We start from the raw sequence: 18,644 nt of genomic DNA on the forward strand, positions 1-18,644 counted from the left end.
CGACCCCGGTCGCTGAAGGGCGACCGTCCCCGAGCAGGATCCCGACCCGCGCTCAGGTGTCCACACCGCTCCGGCGCCGCGCTGCGATCTCATCGTCCGTCATCCCCACGGCACGCGGCGGCGCTCCCGGTGTGTACCCCGAGCGCGGGTACGGCTCTCCCTGCTCACCGCATGCCGCTTTCCGCATGCCACTCACCGTTCGGACCGCGTGTACCGGCGGACGGCGAGCGGCAGGAACACCGCGATGATCGCTCCGCACCAGGCCAGCGACCCGGCGACGGGATGTGCCACGGGCCAGGCGGCCCCGTCCGGTACGGGCGCGTTGCCGAACAGGTCGCGCACCGCCGTCGTCACCGCGCTGATCGGATTCCACTCGGCCACCGTGCGCAGCCAGCCCGGCAGATTGTCCGTCGGGATGTACGCGTTGGACAGCAGCGGCAGGATGAAGGTCGCGCCGCCCAACTGCCCGGCGGCCTCCTCGCTCTGGGACGCGAGCCCCAGCAGGATGCCGATCCATGACGTCGCGAACCGGAAGAGCAGCAGCAGCGCGACGGCCGCCACGGCCTCCAGCGGTGACCCCTCGATGCGCCAGCCCACCGCGAGCCCGACCAGCAGCAGCGGCACCATCCCTACGCCGGTGAGCACCAGATCGGACGCCGCCTGCCCGAGCGGGACCGCGGTCCGGCTCATCGGCAGCGTACGGAAGCGGTCCATCACGCCCCGGTGCGAGTCCTGGGCGGCCTGGAACATCCCCGTCATGATCCCGTTGGCCGCGGTCGCCACCAGCAGACCCGGCACGAGGAACGAGCGGTACTCCGCGCCCGGCATGGCGAGCGCGCTGCCGAAGACGTAGCCGAAGAACAGCAGCATCGTGATCGGCATCGTCTGGGTGAGGATCTGCAGCCCGGGGTTGTGCCGGACGCGCTGGAGCTGCCGCCCCACCATGGCCGTCGTGTCGTACGCGAGGGTGCTCATGCCACCAGGTCCTTCGGATCGGCAGGGCTGTCGGTCAGGCGCAGGAAGACGTCGTCGAGGGTCGGCGGGCGGAGGCTCGCGTCGAGCAACGGCACGCCCGCGGCGTCGAGTTCACGGACCAGACGCGGCAGTGTGAGGGTCACGTCGGTGGTGACGGCGCCGACGGCACGCCGTTCGTGGTCGAAGTGCGGTTCGGCGCCGGTGAGTTGATCGAGCACGCCGGCCGCCGCTGCCATCGCGTCCGCGTGCGCGACGACCACCTCCGCGTACGAGCCGATGAGCGCCTTGAGCTGGGCCGGGCTGCCGCGCTGGGCCGCCCGGCCGCGGTCCACCAGGACGATGTCGTGGGCCAGTCGGTCCGCCTCCTCCAGATACTGCGTGGTCAGCAGCACCGTCGTGCCGTCCGCGGCGAGGTCGCGTACGGCCTGCCAGATCTGGTTGCGGCTGGCCGGGTCGAGTCCGGTTGTCGGCTCGTCGAGGAAGAGCACCGCCGGGCGTGTGATCAGGCTCGCGGCGAGGTCGAGGCGGCGCCGCATGCCGCCGGAGTAGGTGGAGGTGGGGCGGTCCGCGGCCTCGGTCAGCTCGAAGCGTTCGAGGAGTTCGTCGGCTCGGGCGGACGCCTTCGGGGCGCGGTGCAGCTTCGCGAAGAGCCGCAGGTTCTCCCGCCCTGTGAGATCGCCGTCGACCGAGGCGTACTGGCCCGTCACGCCGATGGCGCGGCGTACCGCGTCCGGCTCCCGTACGAGGTCGTGTCCCGCGATCCGCGCGGATCCCGCGTCGGGCCGCAGCAGCGTGGCCAGGACCCGCACGGCCGTGGTCTTGCCCGCGCCGTTCGGCCCGAGCACCCCGCAGACCGTGCCCTCGGCGACCGCCAGATCGAGCCCGCGCAGGGCTCGCACATCACGGAAGCGCTTCTCGAGACCTTCACTAAGTACAGCGTACGTAGTAGTCATGGGTAGACCATAGCGCACTACGTACGCTGTACGTAACTAGGATGTGGGTGAGGTGATCGACTGATGGCAGCACGCGGGGCAGAACCCGAAGTGATCTGGAACCGCCCCGAGCGCACGGGCCGCGGCCCCCGGCCGACGTACAGCCGCGCCGACATCGCGGCGGCCGCGGTGCGGATCGCGGACACGCAGGGGCTGGAAGCGGTCTCCATGCGGCACATCGCCGCCGAGCTGGGCTGCGGCACGATGTCGCTCTACAACTACGTGCCCCGCAAGGAGGACCTGTACGAGCTGATGATCGACGCCGTCGGCGTCGAGCACGACATCAAGGAGCCGTCGGGCGACTGGCGCGCCGACATGATCCGGAACGCCCAGGAGACGCGCGCCATCATGCACCGCCATCCCTGGGTGCCGCGTCTGATGGCGGGGGTCTACGGGTTCAGCCCCAACACGCTGCGCTATCTGGAGCACTGCCTGGCCTGCCTCGAACCGCTCGACCTCCCGTACGGCACGAAGATGGAGCTGGTCGCGTTGATCAACGGCGTCGTGACGACGTACACCGCGAACGAGCTCGCCACCGCCGAGCGCACCCGCTCCCTGCCGTGGTCCGAGGAGGAGGAGAACGCGGCCCGTATCGCCTACCTCGGCAGCCAGGTGGCCACCGGCGCCTATCCGCGGCTGGCCGCGGCCTTCATGGAGGGTGAGCAATCCGGGCCGATCGACCTGGAGGCGGTGTTCGAGCGGGCGCTCGGCAGGGTCCTGGACGCGTACGCCCCGAAGCGGGGCGCCGAGCGCTGAGCGGCAGGAGCAGAGCGTACAGAGTTGAGCGTCCAGTGCCGAGCGCCCAGCCCTAGAGCAGGGTGAACTGGCCTTCGGGGCCTTCTTCGTGATGGTCTAGCACGGAGGCGGGCCGGCGCGCCGCCGCCGGAACCGGGAGCACGCCCGCGCGGCGCAGCTCGGCCGCAGTGACCGGTGTGCCGGTCGCCAACTCGGCCTGCTGGGGCCCCAGTTCCGCGAGCAGCGCGAGGACCGTGATCACTTCGAGCAGCTCGGACGTCCAGGTCTGGGGCCACGTCGCGGGGCGGACGGCCTCCAGGGTGCCGGGCTCCGGCGGCGTGGTCCGGGCGGTGAACCACTGCTCCAGGACTCGTACGCCTCCCACCTCGAAGTCCCAGGCGGCCGGCGGTACGGGGGAGATGCGGCCCTCGTCGAGGTGGAGGGCCTCCTCGTCGCGGTCGTAGCGCAGTTCGAGGGGGCGGGCCGGGAGCGGGGCGCGTACGTAGGGGCGGCGGCCGCCGGGCAGCTTGGGGCGTTCGCCGTCGCGGCGCATGAGCCACAGCATGCGGTGGCCCAACTCGGTGCCGTACGCCCAGAGTTCGGGTTCGGCGGTGAGCGGGACGATGCAGCCGTCGGGGCCCGGCCGTGCGACCGCGACGGTCCAGGCGAGGATGTCGAGCGGAGCGGGGGAGTGGCCCAGGCGTTCGGCCAGGTGGTCGACCAGGCCGGGCGCCAGGTTCGGTTCGAGGCCGCCGGGGCGCCGGTACAGCGGCCGGATACGGCCGGGACGGGCCGCGGGGACGTTCTTCGCCTGGGGCGGGATCACGGGGAGGACGGACGCGACGAGCAGCGCCGGTCCCTCGGGCGCGGCCGCCTGCTCGACGGCGAACACCTGCCGCTCGTCCGTCACCCGCCACAGCTCGGGGCGGGCCGCGTCGATCAGCCGGTGGTCCGGGATCAGCCAGTGCTCGTCGAACGGCCCGTGCAGCACCCGCACGGGCTCCGGGCAGGGACCCGAGGCGCGGGCCAGCCGGCCGGTCCCGCCTGTTTGGCCCGGCAGTTGAGCCACCGCCGAGTGCAGGTTCCGTGCGCGCGTGACACCGAACAACGCCTCACGACCGGGCCCGTCGGCCTTCACGAAGGCGTCCCAGCGCGCTTTCAGGGATGCCGCTTCGGGTGCCGTCGGCCACCCCCGGCCCAGCCGCGGCGGTGCGACGGACCACGGCATGAGGTCCGCGAGCAGCGGAGCGTCGTCGTGCGTCACGCTCGGCATCGTACGACGTGGCCGGCGACCGTGTCGGGGTGGCGGCTGCCAGGTGGCGCCCGCCGGAACAGGTCCTGAGCGGTGCAGGCGAGCCCGACGCGCCGAGCCACAACGGACCCGCAGCCAGGAATCGGCCTCACAGCGGAGCGCTCAGGCGTCGAGGGTGACCGTGAAGGAGAACCTGTCTCCGCGGTAGTGGATGACCGCCACGTCGAGGACCTGTCCGCCCTCGTCGTAGGCGACGCCTGTGTAGTGCAGGATCGGGCTGAGCAGCGGCACTTGGAGCAGACGGGCCGTCTCCGGGTCCGCCAGGCGGGCTTCGACGGTGTCGGTGATGCGGCTGATGTGCGTGCCCACCACGTCCCGCAGCACCTTCGTCATCGGCCAGCGGGCCAGGTCCTTGAGGTCGATGCGCCCGGCCAGCTCGGGCCGCACGTAGTTGCGGGCGTGGTTCGTCGGCTCGCCGGTCTTCTCGTCACTGCGCAACCGGTGATACGTCGCGACCTCGGCCAGATCCGGGAAGTACTCGGCGAGTCCGGTCGGCACGGGCGCCGTGCCGTGACCGAGCATCTCCGTCGCCATACCCGACTGCTGGGCCACGATCGCGTCCACCGAGCCGAGCAGCCGCACCGGCGTGCCCCGCTGGGCACTCGGCTCGATGAACGTGCCGCGCCTGCGATGGCGCGTGATGAGGCCCTCGTCCTCCAGCTCCTTGAGCGCCTGCCGCATGGTCAGGACGCTCACACCGTAATGCCCCGCCAGCTGTTCCTCGGTCGGCAGGCGCAGCGGGTCCTCCGGCGACCGCCCGAGTATCGAGGCCCGCAGCGATTGCGAGACCTGATACCAGAGCGGCAGTTTGCGGTTCAGGACGATCGAGTCCGGGGCGAATGAGGTCACGGAGGTATCCGTACCGGTCACGAGGCGTTCAGTGCAACGGGCCGAAGTGACGTTCGAGGCCCTGCCACACATCGTCGTACGCGCGCTGCAGGTGCTCCGCGCGGGCCGCCTGGGCCGTGGCGGTCACCGGCCAGCGCGTCTCGAACATGAAGGCAAGGCCGTCGTCGACCTTCTGCGGCTTCAGCTCGGCGGCGCTCGCCCGGTCGAAGGTCTCCCGGTCCGGCCCGTGCGCCGACATCATGTTGTGCAGCGAACCCCCGCCCGGGACGAAACCCCCCTGACCGGCGGCCTTGGCGTCGTACGCGCCCTCGATGAGCCCCATGTACTCGCTCATCACGTTCCGGTGGAAGTACGGCGGCCGGAACGTGTCCTCGCCCACCAGCCAGCGCGGTGCGAACACCACGAAGTCGACGTTCGCGAGGCCCGGCGTGTCCGTCGGGGAGGTGAGGACGGTGAAGATCGACGGGTCCGGGTGGTCGTGGCTGATGCTGCCGATCACATTGAAACGGCGCAGGTCGTAGACGTACGGCAGATGGCTGCCGTGCCAGGCGACGACATCCAGCGGCGAGTGGTCGTACGTCGCCGTCCACAGATTGCCGCAGAACTTGTTCAGCACCTCCACCGGGCCCTCGACGTCCTCGTACGCGGCGACCGGCGCCAGGAAGTCCCGCGCGCCCGCGAGACCGTTGGCGCCGATCGGGCCGAGCTCGGGGAGCTCGAAGGGCGCCCCGTAGTTCTCGCAGACATAGCCCCGTGCGGTCGGGCTCTGCCCGCCGTCCGGCACGGCGTCGAGGAGCTCCACACGGAAGCGCACCCCACGGGGAACCAGCGCCACATGCCCGGGTTCCACCCGCAACAGTCCGAACTCGGTGCGCAGAAGCAGCCCGCCGCTCTCCGGCACGATCAGCAGCTCGCCGTCCGCGTCGCTGAACACCCGCTCCATCGAGGAGTTGGCGTGATACAGGTGCACGGCCATGCCGGTGCGCCGCGTCGCGTCGCCGTTGCCGCCCAGGGTCCACAGGCCCCGCACGAAATCGGTGCCCGGCTCGGGTTCCGGCAGCGGGTCCCAGCGCAGCCGGTTCGGATCGGGCACCGTCTCCGTGAAGGGCGCCGTGCGGAGGGCGCCGTTGTCGGTGCGAGTGAACGCCGGGTGGGCGGCCGACGGGCGGATCCGGTACAGCCACGAACGGCGGTTCCGCGCCCTCGGCTCCGTGAACGCCGAACCGCTCAGCTGCTCCGCGTACAGCCCGAGCGGTGCGCGCTGCGGTGAGTTGCGGCCGAGCGGCAGCGCGCCCGGCACCGCCTCCGAACTGTGCTCGTTGCCGAAGCCCGAGAGGTACGTCAGCGCCTCGGCGGTCTTGCGCGCATCCCCGTGCATGATCGCTCCCTTTTTCATGATTCCTATGCAACACCGTAGGATTCAGGGTTTCCGGGCGCAAGGCGTGCGCGAGCGGAGACCATGGGGGACGGCGGGAAGACGGCGGGAGACGGCTCGATCGGGTCAAGGCCCGCTGTCGCTGTAGGGCCCGAGAACCCGACTTCAGGGGGATTCGCCTGTCGGAGCGGTGCCCTAATCTCCCCGGCATGTCGTGGACGCGCGGACTCCTCGCCGTGCTCGCGGTCTGTGTCCTGCTCGGTGCCTTGCCGGCGGGTCTGACGGGCTGCGACTCCGGTGGTGCGGGCGAGGACGGTGGGGTGAATCCGTCACCGGTGGGGAAGGTGCTGGACGACACGGACGAAGAGGGGCGGCACTACCGTGAGATCGACAAGAAGCGCGCACCCGAGGTCGCGATCGAAGTGCAACCCGACGCCGACGGCGGCTGGGACGTTCGCGTGACCGTCCGCGACTTCCGCTTCTCACCGGCTCGCACGAAGGATGTGGCCGAGGAAGGACGCGGCTATGCCCTCCTCCGGCTGGACGGCCGCGGCGTCGCCGTGCTCCGCGACCCGGCCCACCACCTCGCCGGCGATCTCGTCACCCGGGGGACGCATCAGGTCACGGCGCGCCTGTACGCCGACGACGACACCGTCTGGGCCGTCGACGGTGAACCCGTCGAGAGCACCGCGGACATCACCGCGTCCGAGCCCGGACCCTCGCCGTCGGTGAGTGCGGGTGGCGCCGACGGGCGTAGGGAGGGGCACGGTTCACCGCATCCCCGCGGAAAGGCATCATGAAGCCCGTGCCCCACGCGACAACACTCCGCCGTGCGCCTGTCCAGCGCCGTAGCGCGGAACGACTCACCCGTATCCTCGACGCCTGCGCCGACCTCCTCGACGAGGTCGGCTACGACGACCTGAGCACTCGCGCGGTCGCTCTGCGCGCGGGCGTCCCCATAGGCTCCGTCTACCGCTTCTTCGGCAACAAGCGCGCCATGGCCGATGCCCTCGCCCAGCGCAACCTCGACCGCTACGCCGAGCGTGTCACCGACCGCCTCGAAGAGGTCGGTTCAGGGGGGTGGCGTGCGGCGATGGACGCCGTGCTCGACGAGTACCTCGTCATGAAGCGCACCGCGCCCGGCTTCTCCCTCGTCGACTTCGGCAACCAGATACCCGTCGGCACCCGCGGCGCCGAACCCAACACCCGTGTCGCCGACCGCCTCACCGACCTGCTCTCCGCCTACCTCGGCCGCGAACCCGACGACGACCTCCGCCGTACCTTCCTGGTGGCCGTCGAGGCCGCCGACACCCTCGTCCAACTCGCCTTCCGCATCGGCCCGTCGGGCGACGAACGGATCATCGAGGAGACCCGGGTGCTGCTGCGGGCGTATCTCGCGCGGTCCCTCGACTGAAGGCCGGACGTGTGAGGCGGAAGGGGGCGGACGGCGAACGTCGCGCGAATTTCCGACGTGACCTCTCGACGGGCCTCCCCTCACTGCATACCGCTCGGTATGCTCGACCATGGTCCGCATCCCGTCGGGCCGTCGTGCCACCGTCGCCACGCCTCCGGGAGGACCCGTGTCCACCACCCCCGACTCCCGTACCGCCCTGCGCATCTGTCCGCTGTGCGAAGCCACCTGCGGGCTGACGCTCACCATCGAGGGCACACGGGTGACCGGCGCCCGCGGGGACCGCGACGACGTGTTCAGCCAGGGGTTCATCTGCCCGAAGGGAGCCTCGTTCGGGGCCGTCGACGCGGACCCCGACCGGCTGCGCACACCGCTGGTGCGCGAGGACGGCGAGCTGCGCGAGGCCACCTGGGAGGAGGCGTTCGACGCGGTCGCCGCCGGACTGCGGCCGGTCGTCGAGCGGCACGGACCGCATGCCGTCGGAATCGTCCTGGGCAACCCGAACGTCCACACCATGGCCGGCGCCCTCTACCCGCAGGTCCTGCTGGCCGGACTCGGCACCCACAGCCTCTTCACGGCGTCCACCCTCGACCAGATGCCCAAGCACGTCTCCAGCGGACTGCTCTACGGCGACGCGAACGCGATCCCCGTACCCGACCTCGACCGCACCGACCACCTGCTGCTGATCGGCGCCAACCCGCTCGAATCCAACGGGAGTCTGTGCACCGCACCCGACTTCCCCGGCAAGCTCAAGGCCCTCAAGCAGCGCGGCGGCACCCTGACGGTCATCGACCCGCGCCGCACCCGCACGGCCAAACTCGCCGACCGGCACGTCGCGATCCGCCCCGGCACCGACGCGACTCTGCTGGCGGCGATGGCCCACGTCCTGTTCGAGGAGAAGCTCACCGACCTCGGCGAACTCGCCCCGTTGGTGCAGGGACTCGACGAAGTCGCCGACGCCGTAAGGGACTTCACCCCCGAAGCGGCCGCGGAAGCCTGCGACATCGACGCCGATACGATCCGTACGCTCGCCCGCGAACTGGCCGCCGCGCCCACCGCCGCCGTCTACGCCCGCATCGGCAGCTGCACGGTCCCGCACGGCACCCTGGCCAGCTGGCTCGTCGACGTACTGAACATCCTCACCGGCAACCTCGACCAGCCCGGCGGCGTCCTGTTCCCGCAGGCCGCCACCGACAAGACGCCCCGCCCCGCGGGACCCGGCCGCGGCTTCGCGCTCGGACGCTGGCACAGCAGGGTGAGCCGGTACCCGGAAGCCAAGGGCGAACTGCCGATGGCCGCGCTCGCAGAGGAGATCGACACCGCCACCGCCGACGGCGAACCCGTACGCGCTCTCATCGCCGTCGCCGCCAACCCCGTCCTGTCCGCACCCGACGGCGAACGACTCGACAAGGCCCTCGACTCGCTCGACTTCATGGTCAGCGTCGACCCCTACCTGAACGAGACCTCGCGCCACGCCCACGTCGTGCTGCCGCCGCCCCCGCCCGCGCAGAGCCCGCACCACGACTTCGCGTTCAACACCCTCGCCATCCGCAACCAGGTCCGCTACACCCGCGCGGCCGTCCCCCTCGAACCCGGCCGCATGGCCGAGACCGAGATCCTCGCCCGGCTCGTCCTCGCCGCCACGGGCTTGCACGGCGCGGACCCCTCCGCCGTCGACGCCATGGTCATCGACCAGACCCTCGGCAAGTCCGTCAAGGAACCGCACTCGCCGGTGCATGGCCGCGACCCCCGCGAACTCGCCGCCGCGCTCACCGGCGAGAGCGGACCGGAGCGACGGCTCGACATGATGCTGCGCCTCGGCCCGTACGGCGACGGATTCGGTCTGCGACCGGAAGGGCTGAACCTCGACAAGCTGCTGGACCAGCCGCACGGCATCGACCTCGGACCGCTCCAGCCGCGCCTGCCACAGCCCCTGAAGACCCGCAGCGGACGCGTCGAACTGCTGCCGCGGCCGATCGCCGACGACCTGCCACGCCTCAGGGACGCCCTGCGTGAACGTCCCGAGGGCCTCGTCCTCGTCGGCCGCCGCCATCTGCGCTCCAACAACAGCTGGATGCACAACATCCCCGCCCTCACCGGCGGCACCAATCGCTGCACCCTGCACATCCACCCGGACGACGCCGAACGCCTCGGTGTGCGGGACGGAGCACCCGTACGCGTCAAGGGCGCCGGGGGAGAGGTGACCGCTCCCGCCGAGGTCACCGACGGTGTACGGCGCGGTGTGGTGAGCCTGCCGCACGGCTGGGGACACGACCGGCCCGGCACCCGGCTGACCCATGCCGCCGAGTCACCCGGCGTCAACGTCAACCAGCTTCTGGACGGCAGTCTGCTCGACCCGCTGTCCGGCACGGCGGTCCTCAATGGTGTGCCCGTCGACGTCGCGCCAACAGGGGCAACGCTGTGACCAGGAGTTTTGCGCTTATTGCTCGCATGTCAACGTCTTGTTAACGCTTGTGGACCCGCCCTAACGTCACTCCAACCGCCGGCCCTGGTGGCTGTTCAAGGGCGAACGTTAGGTAACCATTCATGTTGACCATCCTCGGCTTCGCCATGATCGCGACCTTCCTGGTCCTGATCATGATGAAGAAGATGTCGCCGATCGCGGCGCTCGTACTGATCCCGGCACTCTTCTGCGTATTCGTCGGAAAGGGGGCCAAGCTCGGCGACTACGTCATCGAGGGAGTGGGTCAACTCGCGCCCACCGCCGCGATGCTGATGTTCGCCATCGTGTACTTCGGTGTCATGATCGACGTCGGGCTCTTCGACCCGATCGTGCGGGGCATCCTGCGCTTCTGCAAGGCAGACCCCCTGAGGATCGTCGTCGGTACGGCCCTGCTGGCCGCGATCGTCTCGCTCGACGGCGACGGCTCGACGACCTTCATGATCACGGTCTCGGCGATGTACCCGCTGTACAAGCGGCTCAAGATGAGCCTGGTCGTGATGACCGGTGTCGCCGCCACCGCCAACGGCGTCATGAACACCCTCCCGTGGGGCGGCCCCACCGCCCGCGCCGCCACCGCGCTCAAGCTCGACGCCGGCGAGATCTTCGTCCCGATGATCCCGGCCCTCGCCGTCGGCCTGCTCTTCGTCTTCGCGCTCTCGTACGTGCTCGGCCGCCGCGAGCGCAAGCGGCTCGGCGTACTGAGCCTGACCGACGTCCTGGAGAAGGAGCCGCAGACGGAGACGGTCCTCGTCGGCGCCGGCTCGGGCGGCTCCGGCGACAAGAAGGGCCGCACCGCGAAGGCCGCCGGCGGTGCCGGCACCGGGACGGACGCCGAGGCCTCCGACGGCTCGGACGGATCCAACGGCTCGGACGGCTCGGACGACTCCCAGGGTGACGACTCCGAAGACGACGCACGGCTCCAGGGCCTGGACCCCAACCGCCCGACGCTGCGCCCCAAGCTCTACTGGTTCAACGCGCTGCTCACGGTCGTCCTCCTCACCGCGATGATCATGGAGTGGCTGCCGATCCCGGTCCTGTTCATCCTCGGTGCCGCGCTCGCGCTGACCGTCAACTTCCCGCGTATTCCCGACCAGAGGGCCCGGCTCGCGGCCCACGCCGACAACGTCCTCAACGTCTCCGGCATGGTCTTCGCCGCCGCCGTCTTCACCGGCGTCCTGCAGGGCACCGGCATGGTCGACTCCATGGCCAAGTGGATCGTCGACAGCATCCCCGGCGGCATGGGCCCGCACATGGCGCTCGTCACCGGCTTCCTGAGCCTGCCGCTCACCTACTTCATGTCGAACGACGGCTTCTACTTCGGCGTCCTGCCGGTGCTCGCGGAGGCCGGAGCCGCGCACGGCGTCTCGCCGCTCGAGATCGCCCGCGCCTCGCTCGTCGGCCAGCCGCTGCACATGTCGAGCCCGCTGGTGCCGGCCGTGTACGTCCTGGTGGGTATGGCGAAGGTGGAGTTCGGCGACCACACCAAGTTCGTGGTCAAGTGGGCCGCGCTCACGTCGCTCGTGGTACTCGGCGCGGGGATTGTGTTCGGCATCATCTGACCCCGTACTCCCGACCCCTTCTTGGAGGAACACATCGTGAGGCCCGGTCGGAACCGCGGCTGGCTGCTCCGCCTCGTCATCGCCTTCAGCTTCGCGCAGGGGGCGGTGTCGATGGCCCGGCCCGCCGTCTCCTACCGGGCCCTCGCGCTGGGCGCGGACGAGCGCGCGGTCGGTGTCATCGCGGGCGTGTACGCGCTGCTGCCGCTGTTCGCCGCCGTACCGCTCGGCCGCAGGACCGACCACGGACGGTGCGCTCCACTGCTGCCGGCCGGCGTCGTGCTCATCGCCGGTGGCTGTGCCCTCAGCGGTACGGCGAACTCCCTGCTCGCGATGGCGGCTTGGAGCGGGGTGATGGGCCTCGGGCACCTCTCTTTCGTGATCGGCGCCCAGTCGATCGTGGCCCGCCAGTCCGAGCCGCACGAACAGGACCGCAACTTCGGCCACTTCACCATCGGCGCGTCCCTCGGTCAGCTGGTCGGCCCGATCGCCGCGGGCGCACTGATCGGCGGCCCCGACATGGCCGGCACGAGCGCGCTCGCGCTGCTCGTCGCGGGCGCGGGCGCCGCGGTCTCGTTCACCTCGCTGTGGCGCATCGAGCACCGCGCGCCGGCCACGTCCCGTGCCCGCCAGGGTGAGCGCGCCCCCGTGCACCGCATCCTGCGCACCCGGGGCGTCCCCGCGGGCATCTTCATCAGCCTCGCCGTCCTCTCGGCGACGGACATCCTCACCGCGTACCTTCCGGTGGTCGGCGAGCACCGGGGCATCGCACCGTCCGTGATCGGCCTGCTGCTGAGCCTGCGCGCGGCGGCGACCATCGCGTGCCGTCTGGTGATGACGCCGATGCTGCGACTGCTGGGCCGGGCCGTGCTGCTCACCACGACCTGTCTGCTGGCGGCCTTCCTGTGCGTGGGCATCGCGCTGCCGGTCCCGGTCTGGGCGCTGGCCGTGATGCTCGCGGCCCTCGGCTTCTGCCTGGGCGTCGGCCAGCCCTTGTCGATGACGACGGTGGTCCAGGCCGCCCCGGAGGACGCCCGCTCCACGGCCCTGGCACTGCGCCTGACCGGCAACCGGCTGGGCCAGGCAGCGGCACCGGCGGCCGCGGGCCTGATCGCCGGAATCGCGGGCACGGCCGCCCCGTTCGTGATGCTGGGCGCGCTGCTGCTGATCGCCTCGGGGCTGGGGCTGCGGCCGCATCGTACGGGGGGCGCGCGGACGCGGAAGACGGAGCATACGACGTCCGCGCCGGAGCACGAGCGGCACTGATCCGGCGCACAGCGAGCGTGCGCCGGGTTGAAGCGGAGAATCCTCTTCCGGATTCTCCGTAAACGGACCGTACCAATCCTTCGGACGGTCTTCCCCGCGCCCGTGCGGTCCGTTAGTTTCCGTGACCCCCACGACTTTTTTCCGCGCACGCACACCGGAAGCCCCGGGGGAACCCACGCAATGACACGCGCCATCTCCCTGAACAGGGTCAGCAAGTCGTACCAGCGCGGCATCCGCGCGGTGGAAAAGCTGTCACTCGACATCGAGCCCGGCGAGTTCCTCGTCCTGCTCGGACCCTCGGGCTGCGGCAAGTCGACCGTGCTGAGGATGATCGCCGGACTGGAGGAGGTCACCGAGGGCGAGGTGCTCCTCGACGGCGAGTACGCCAACGACCTGGATCCCAGCGAGCGCGACATGGCCATGGTCTTCCAGAGCTTCGCCCTGTACCCGACCATGACGACACGCGGAAACATCGCCTTTCCGCTGCGCATGGAGAGCCCCGGCGAGGACCACTCCCCGCGCGTGGACGCCACGGCCCGGATGCTCGGCATCGAGGACCTGCTGGGCCGCTACCCCCACCAGCTCTCCGGCGGCGAACGCCAGCGCGTCGCCATGGGCCGTGCCATCGCCCGGCACCCCTCCGCCTTTCTGATGGACGAGCCGCTGTCCAATCTCGACGCCAAGCTCCGCAACCATCTGCGGACCGAGATCTCCAGGGTCACCAGGGAGGTGGGCGCCACCACGGTGTACGTCACCCACGACCAGGCCGAGGCGATGTCGCTGGGCGACCGCGTCGCGGTGCTGCGCGGCGGCATCCTCCAGCAGCTGGACACCCCGCGCATGGTCTACGCACGGCCCGCGAATGTCTTCGTCGCCGCCTTCATCGGCATCCCGCGGATCAATCTGCTGCGCGGCGTCGTCCGCGCGCCGCTCGACGGAGCGATGTCGATCGGTCTGGGCCGCCAGGCGTTGCGGCTGCCCGAACCCCTCTGTCTGGACCATCAGTTGCTGCGGGTGCAGCAGGGCCGCGAGGTCATCGTCGGCCTGCGTTCGGAGGCCGTACGCCTGGCCCCGCGCTCCGCGGCCAGACCCGGCGAGGTGCCGATCAGCGGTCTGGTGGAGCACGTCGAGTACCAGGGGCACGAGGTGCTGGTGCACTTCAACACCGGCTCGCAGCCCGCCGTCGTACCGGAGCTGGAGGCCCCGCGCCCGCAGTCGCTCGTACGCCGTCGCAGGGACACCTCCCGGATGACCGTGCTGGACCGGCTGAGGGAACGCGCGGTCTCCCTGCGGGCCGGACCCGTGGTGGTGCTGGACCGGGACGGCGACGCGTACGAGCCCAGGGAGGAGCGGCTGCCCGCCCCCACGGGCGATCTGGTGGTGCGCACCACCCCCGACGTCGACCTCCGCCAGGGCATGCAGGTCCCCCTCCTGGTCGACCTCGACCACCTCTTCGTCTTCGACCGGTACGGGGAGCGCATCTCCCCGGCGCCTGACCACGCGCCGGACCTGGGGTGGTGAACTCTGGCTCCTCTGCCTGGTGAACGCCGGCGCCCCCTGCCGCCCCTGGCGTACCAAAACTAACGCCGCTAGTTTGAGGGGCGGACGACAGGAACAGCCAGGGAGGAAGTCATGAAGGCCCACGACGGCATGTACATCGGCGGCGAGTGGTGCGGCGGTGTCGGCACCGAGGCCGGTATCCCGGTCGTGAACCCCGCCGACGAGCAGCTCATCGCCACGGTCCCCGCGGGTGGCGCGGAGGACATCGATGCCGCCGTGCGTGCCGCCCGTGCCGCGCTCCCGGGCTGGGCGGCGACCGAGCCCGCCGAACGCGGGGCCCGGCTGGCGGCTCTGCGGGACGTTCTCGTCGCCCGCAAGGACGAGATCGCCGAGACCATCACCGCCGAGCTCGGCTCACCGCTGCCGTTCTCGCAGAAGGTGCAGGTGGGTCTGCCGATCATGGTCGCGGGTTCGTACGCCGAACTGGCCGCCACGTACCCCTTCGAGGAGAAGGTCGGCAACTCGACCGTCTACCAGGAGCCGGCCGGTGTGGTCGGCGCGATCACTCCGTGGAACTATCCGCTGCACCAGATCGTCAACAAGGTCGCCCCCGCGCTGGCCGCGGGCTGCACGATCGTCCTCAAGCCCGCCGAGGACACCCCGCTGACCGCCCAGCTCTTCGCCGAGGCGGCGCACGAAGCAGGTGTACCGGCCGGGGTGTTCAACCTGGTCACGGGCCTCGGCCCGGTCGCCGGCCAGGCGCTCGCCGAGCATCCGGGGGTGGACCTGGTCTCCTTCACCGGTTCCACCGCGGTCGGCAGGCAGATCGGTGCGACCGCCGGTGCGGCCGTCAAGCGGGTCGCCCTCGAACTCGGCGGCAAGTCCGCCAACGTCATCCTGCCGAGCGCCGACCTCGCGAAGGCGGTCAACATCGGCGTGGCCAACGTGATGTCCAACTCCGGCCAGACCTGCAGCGCCTGGACCCGCATGCTGGTGCACACCTCGCGTTACGACGAGGCGGTCGAGCTGGCCGCAGACGCCGCCGCCAAGTACGGCGATCGCATCGGCCCGCTCGTCAACGCGGGGCAGCGGCAGCGCGTGCGCGGCTACATCGAGAAGGGCGTCGCGGAGGGCGCGCGGCTGGTCGCGGGCGGTCCCGAATCCCCGCGGGAGCAGGGCTACTTCGTCAGCCCGACCGTCTTCGCCGATGTGACGGCGGAGATGACGATCGCCCAGGAGGAGATCTTCGGCCCCGTCCTGTCGATCATCCGGTACGAGGACGAGGCGGACGCCCTGCGCATCGCCAACGGCACCGTGTACGGGCTGGCCGGCGCCGTGTGGGCGGGCGACGAGGCCGAGGCGGTCGCTTTCGCGCGTCAACTGGACACCGGGCAGGTGGACATCAACGGCGGACGGTTCAACCCTCTCGCTCCGTTCGGGGGTTACAAGCAGTCCGGAGTGGGGCGGGAGCTGGGCTCGCACGGGCTCGCCGAGTACCTCCAGACCAAGTCCCTCCAGTTCTGAGGAGTTCGTACGTGGTTCGCGCTGCCGTATTGCCCGCCGTCGGTGCTCCGCTGGAGATCACGGAGATCCATCTGCCGGAGCCCGGCCCCGGACAGGTCCGTGTCAGGCTGGCCGCCGCCGGGGTCTGTCACTCCGACCTGTCGCTGTCCAACGGCACCATGAGGGTGCCGGTCCCGGCCGTGCTCGGCCACGAGGGAGCGGGCACGGTCGTCTCCGTCGGCGAGGGAGTCACGCATGTCGCGCCCGGCACCGACGTCGTACTCAACTGGGCACCCTCCTGCGGGAGTTGCCATGCCTGTTCCCTCGGGGAAGTGTGGCTGTGCGCGAACGCGCTGGCCGGCGCGGCGGACGTATACGCGCATCGTGCCGATGGCACGGAGCTGCATCCCGGGCTGAACGTCGCGGCGTTCGCGGAGGAGACCGTCGTGGCCGCCGGGTGCGTGCTGCCCGCGCCGGACGGCGTCCCTCTGGCCGACGCGGCCCTCCTCGGCTGCGCCGTACTCACCGGATACGGCGCCGTCCATCACTCGGCGAAGGTCCGGCCGGGTGAGTCCGTCGCGGTGTTCGGAGTCGGCGGGGTCGGTCTCGCGACGTTGCAGGCGGCCCGGATCGCGGGCGCCTCGAAGATCGTCGCGGTCGATGTGTCCCCGGAGAAGGAGGGGCTGGCCCGCGCGGCGGGCGCCACCGACTACGTCGTCGCCTCCGAGGACACCGCGCGCGCAATCCGTGGCCTCACCGGCAAGCAGGGGGTCGACGTGGCCGTCGAGTGCGTGGGGCGTGCCGTCACGATCCGTGCGGCCTGGGAGTCCACGCGGCGCGGAGGCCGCACGACGGTCGTCGGCATCGGCGGCAAGGATCAGCAGGTCTCCTTCAACGCCCTGGAGATCTTCCACTGGGGCCGGACGCTGGCGGGCTGCGTGTACGGCAACTCCGACCCGGCACGGGACCTGCCGGTCCTGGCCGAGCATGTGCGCGCGGGGCGTCTCGACCTGGGGGCGCTGGTGACGGATCGGATCGCGCTGGAGGGGATCCCGGCGGCGTTCGACGCGATGGTGGCGGGGAAGGGTGGGCGGGCGTTGGTGGAGTTCGCCTGAAAATCAGCCCCTGGGGGCACCTCCCAGCGGTAGCTGGGGGAGTTTGAGGAGCGGGGTCTGGGGCGGAGCCCCAGGGGACGGATGGGGGTCCCCCTGCTCGAGCGAAGCCGAGAGCTTGGGGAGGGTAGGGGCGGCGGGGGCGAGAAACACCCACCCGCCCCAACCGGTGCGCGCACGACCGTTGACCTACATACCGTCCGGTCAGTACGTTCCCCGGAACGTCCCCGCACCCACCGGAGTGTGCACGCATGGACACCGCACCTTCCGCTCTCCCCGACAGCACTACCAGCCAAGACACCAGAAACCGCCGCAAGGTGGCCACCGCCGCCGCCCTCGCCTCCGCCGTCGAGTGGTACGACTACTTCGTCTTCGGTATCGCCGCGGCCCTCGTCCTCGGAGACCTGTACTTCCCCGCGGGCAGCCCCTCCGCAGGAGTCCTCGCCTCGTTCGCCACCTTCGCCGTCGGCTTCCTGGCCCGCCCGCTCGGCGGAGTCATCGCGGGCCAACTCGGCGACAAACGGGGCCGCAAGCCCATGCTGGTCCTGGCCCTGACCCTGATGGGCGTGGCCACCACGGGCATCGGCCTCCTCCCCACGTACGCGACGATCGGCATCGCCGCCCCCGTACTCCTCGTCGTCCTGCGCGTGATGCAGGGCATCGCGGTCGGCGCCCAGTGGGGCGGCGCGATGCTCCTCGCCACGGAGTACGCCCCCGAGGGCAAGCGCGGCGTCTACGGCAGCGTGGTCCAACTCGGCGTCCCCATCGGCGTGGTGACCGCCAACTCGGTCTTCCTGCTCGCCGGTGCCCTCACCAGCGAGAGCGCGTTCGCCTCCTGGGGCTGGCGGGTACCGTTCCTGGTCGGCCTGCTCGTCCTCGGACTCGCCTGGTACATCCACACACGCGTCGAGGAGACCCCGGCGTTCCGCGAGGCCGAACGGGCCCTGTCCGAGAAGGAGAAGGGCGAGAAGAACTCCCCACTGCGCACCGTCCTCCGCGGTCATCTCGGCACGGTGTTCCTCGCGGGCGGCTCGTTCGCCGTGAACACCGCGACCTTCTACATCCTCATCACCGGCGTCCTCGACTACACGACCCGCGAACTCGACATGGAACGCGGCGCCGTCCTCACCGTCTCGCTCTGCGTGAGCCTCACCCAGCTCGTGCTGATCCCCGCGGCGGCCGCGCTCTCCGACCGCGTCGGCCGCATCCGGATCTACGGGTTCGGCGCGGCCGGGATCGCCCTGTGGGCAGTGCCGATGTTCCTGCTGATCGACACCGGCTCGCTGCTGTGGCTGGCCGTCGGCACGTTCGTCGCCAGTTGCTTCCTCAGCATCATGTACGGCCCGCAAGCCGCCCTGTTCGCCGAGTTGTTCACGCCCGAGATGCGCTACACGGGCGCCTCGCTCGGCTACCAGATAGCGGCCGTACTCGGCGGCGGACTCGCGCCCTTCGTGATGGTGCTGCTGCTGGAGGCGACGGGCACGTCGATGTCCGTGTCCGGCTACATCATCGGGCTCGCCGTGATCGCGCTCGCATCGATCAAGGTCCTCGCGAACAGGGCGCGTTCACGCTGAACAGCTGTGCCTACCGGCTG

General features: G+C 70.9%; 15 protein-coding genes. 10 read left to right on the forward strand and 5 right to left on the reverse strand.

Annotated features, from left to right (window positions below; translation table 11 throughout):
• Positions 1-192: 192 nt before the first annotated feature.
• Positions 193-975 carry an ABC transporter permease gene (locus FE633_RS25245; protein ID WP_138047477.1) on the reverse strand — a complete coding sequence of 261 codons (783 nt, stop codon included), beginning with the start codon at positions 973-975 and terminating at the stop codon, positions 193-195.
• Positions 972-1,928, reverse strand: a complete 957-nt coding sequence (locus FE633_RS25250) for an ATP-binding cassette domain-containing protein (RefSeq protein ID WP_138047478.1) — start codon at positions 1,926-1,928, stop codon at positions 972-974. Before FE633_RS25250 ends, FE633_RS25245 begins: the two co-directional genes overlap by 4 nt.
• 63 nt (positions 1,929-1,991) lie before the next feature.
• On the opposite strand from FE633_RS25250, the gene FE633_RS25255 reads away from it, so the two are divergent.
• Positions 1,992-2,723, forward strand: coding sequence for a TetR/AcrR family transcriptional regulator (locus FE633_RS25255; RefSeq protein WP_138047479.1), 732 nt, complete (start codon positions 1,992-1,994; stop codon positions 2,721-2,723).
• Positions 2,724-2,775: 52 nt separating this feature from the next.
• Here FE633_RS25255 and FE633_RS25260 read toward each other — a convergent pair whose 3' ends face one another.
• The 3 genes from FE633_RS25260 to hmgA form a co-directional block, all read right to left on the reverse strand.
• On the reverse strand, positions 2,776-3,975 hold the full coding sequence (locus FE633_RS25260) for a type ISP restriction/modification enzyme (protein ID WP_138047480.1): 1,200 nt from the start codon (positions 3,973-3,975) through the stop codon (positions 2,776-2,778).
• Positions 3,976-4,116: 141 nt separating this feature from the next.
• A complete protein-coding gene (locus FE633_RS25265; protein ID WP_138047481.1) occupies positions 4,117-4,863 on the reverse strand; it encodes a GntR family transcriptional regulator in 747 nt (248 codons plus the stop codon).
• 28 nt (positions 4,864-4,891) lie between these two features.
• Entirely contained in the window at positions 4,892-6,241 is a 1,350-nt protein-coding gene (gene hmgA / locus FE633_RS25270; RefSeq protein ID WP_138047482.1) for a homogentisate 1,2-dioxygenase, read from the reverse strand.
• 206 nt (positions 6,242-6,447) lie between these two features.
• Here hmgA and FE633_RS25275 point away from each other — a divergent pair, with 206 nt between their 5' ends.
• The 9 genes from FE633_RS25275 (at position 6,448) to FE633_RS25315 (ending at position 18,624) form a co-directional block, all read left to right on the forward strand.
• Positions 6,448-7,038, forward strand: coding sequence for a hypothetical protein (locus FE633_RS25275; RefSeq protein ID WP_138047483.1), 591 nt, complete (start codon positions 6,448-6,450; stop codon positions 7,036-7,038).
• Positions 7,035-7,652: a TetR/AcrR family transcriptional regulator gene (locus FE633_RS25280; RefSeq protein WP_138047484.1), complete on the forward strand. Its 618-nt coding sequence runs from the start codon at positions 7,035-7,037 to the stop codon at positions 7,650-7,652. Before FE633_RS25275 ends, FE633_RS25280 begins: the two co-directional genes overlap by 4 nt.
• Positions 7,653-7,761: 109 nt before the next feature.
• On the forward strand, positions 7,762-10,074 hold the full coding sequence (locus tag FE633_RS25285; RefSeq protein WP_138047485.1) for a molybdopterin oxidoreductase family protein: 2,313 nt from the start codon (positions 7,762-7,764) through the stop codon (positions 10,072-10,074).
• A 122-nt stretch (positions 10,075-10,196) separates the two neighbouring features.
• Entirely contained in the window at positions 10,197-11,672 is a 1,476-nt protein-coding gene (locus FE633_RS25290) for a CitMHS family transporter (protein ID WP_138047486.1), read from the forward strand.
• A gap of 36 nt (positions 11,673-11,708) precedes the next feature.
• On the forward strand, positions 11,709-12,935 hold the full coding sequence (locus FE633_RS25295) for an MFS transporter (protein WP_138047487.1): 1,227 nt from the start codon (positions 11,709-11,711) through the stop codon (positions 12,933-12,935).
• Positions 12,936-13,115: 180 nt separating this feature from the next.
• The gene (locus FE633_RS25300) at positions 13,116-14,456 is read left to right on the forward strand and encodes an ABC transporter ATP-binding protein (RefSeq protein ID WP_138047488.1); all 1,341 of its coding nucleotides are present in this window, start codon (positions 13,116-13,118) and stop codon (positions 14,454-14,456) included.
• A 111-nt stretch (positions 14,457-14,567) separates the two neighbouring features.
• Positions 14,568-15,959, forward strand: a complete 1,392-nt coding sequence (locus tag FE633_RS25305; RefSeq protein ID WP_138047489.1) for an aldehyde dehydrogenase family protein — start codon at positions 14,568-14,570, stop codon at positions 15,957-15,959.
• 11 nt (positions 15,960-15,970) lie between these two features.
• Positions 15,971-17,053: a Zn-dependent alcohol dehydrogenase gene (locus FE633_RS25310; RefSeq protein ID WP_138047490.1), complete on the forward strand. Its 1,083-nt coding sequence runs from the start codon at positions 15,971-15,973 to the stop codon at positions 17,051-17,053.
• A gap of 248 nt (positions 17,054-17,301) precedes the next feature.
• Positions 17,302-18,624, forward strand: coding sequence for an MFS transporter (locus tag FE633_RS25315; protein WP_138047491.1), 1,323 nt, complete (start codon positions 17,302-17,304; stop codon positions 18,622-18,624).
• The last annotated feature ends 20 nt before the right edge of the window (positions 18,625-18,644 follow it).

Source organism: Streptomyces montanus, from assembly GCF_005786655.1.
In the GTDB taxonomy this organism is placed as follows: domain Bacteria; phylum Actinomycetota; class Actinomycetes; order Streptomycetales; family Streptomycetaceae; genus Streptomyces; species Streptomyces sporangiiformans.

What these genes read in the sequence shown, in the direction of transcription:
- FE633_RS25245 (WP_138047477.1), bottom strand. Translation starts at nt 975, where the DNA reads ATGAGCACCCTCGCGTACGACACGACGGCCATGGTGGGGCGGCAGCTC.
- FE633_RS25250 (WP_138047478.1), bottom strand. Translation starts at nt 1,928, where the DNA reads ATGACTACTACGTACGCTGTACTTAGTGAAGGTCTCGAGAAGCGCTTC.
- FE633_RS25255 (WP_138047479.1), top strand. Translation starts at nt 1,992, where the DNA reads ATGGCAGCACGCGGGGCAGAACCCGAAGTGATCTGGAACCGCCCCGAG.
- FE633_RS25260 (WP_138047480.1), bottom strand. Translation starts at nt 3,975, where the DNA reads ATGCCGAGCGTGACGCACGACGACGCTCCGCTGCTCGCGGACCTCATG.
- hmgA (WP_138047482.1), bottom strand. Translation starts at nt 6,241, where the DNA reads ATGCACGGGGATGCGCGCAAGACCGCCGAGGCGCTGACGTACCTCTCG.
- FE633_RS25275 (WP_138047483.1), top strand. Translation starts at nt 6,448, where the DNA reads ATGTCGTGGACGCGCGGACTCCTCGCCGTGCTCGCGGTCTGTGTCCTG.
- FE633_RS25280 (WP_138047484.1), top strand. Translation starts at nt 7,035, where the DNA reads ATGAAGCCCGTGCCCCACGCGACAACACTCCGCCGTGCGCCTGTCCAG.
- FE633_RS25285 (WP_138047485.1), top strand. Translation starts at nt 7,762, where the DNA reads ATGGTCCGCATCCCGTCGGGCCGTCGTGCCACCGTCGCCACGCCTCCG.
- FE633_RS25290 (WP_138047486.1), top strand. Translation starts at nt 10,197, where the DNA reads ATGTTGACCATCCTCGGCTTCGCCATGATCGCGACCTTCCTGGTCCTG.
- FE633_RS25300 (WP_138047488.1), top strand. Translation starts at nt 13,116, where the DNA reads ATGACACGCGCCATCTCCCTGAACAGGGTCAGCAAGTCGTACCAGCGC.
- FE633_RS25305 (WP_138047489.1), top strand. Translation starts at nt 14,568, where the DNA reads ATGAAGGCCCACGACGGCATGTACATCGGCGGCGAGTGGTGCGGCGGT.
- FE633_RS25315 (WP_138047491.1), top strand. Translation starts at nt 17,302, where the DNA reads ATGGACACCGCACCTTCCGCTCTCCCCGACAGCACTACCAGCCAAGAC.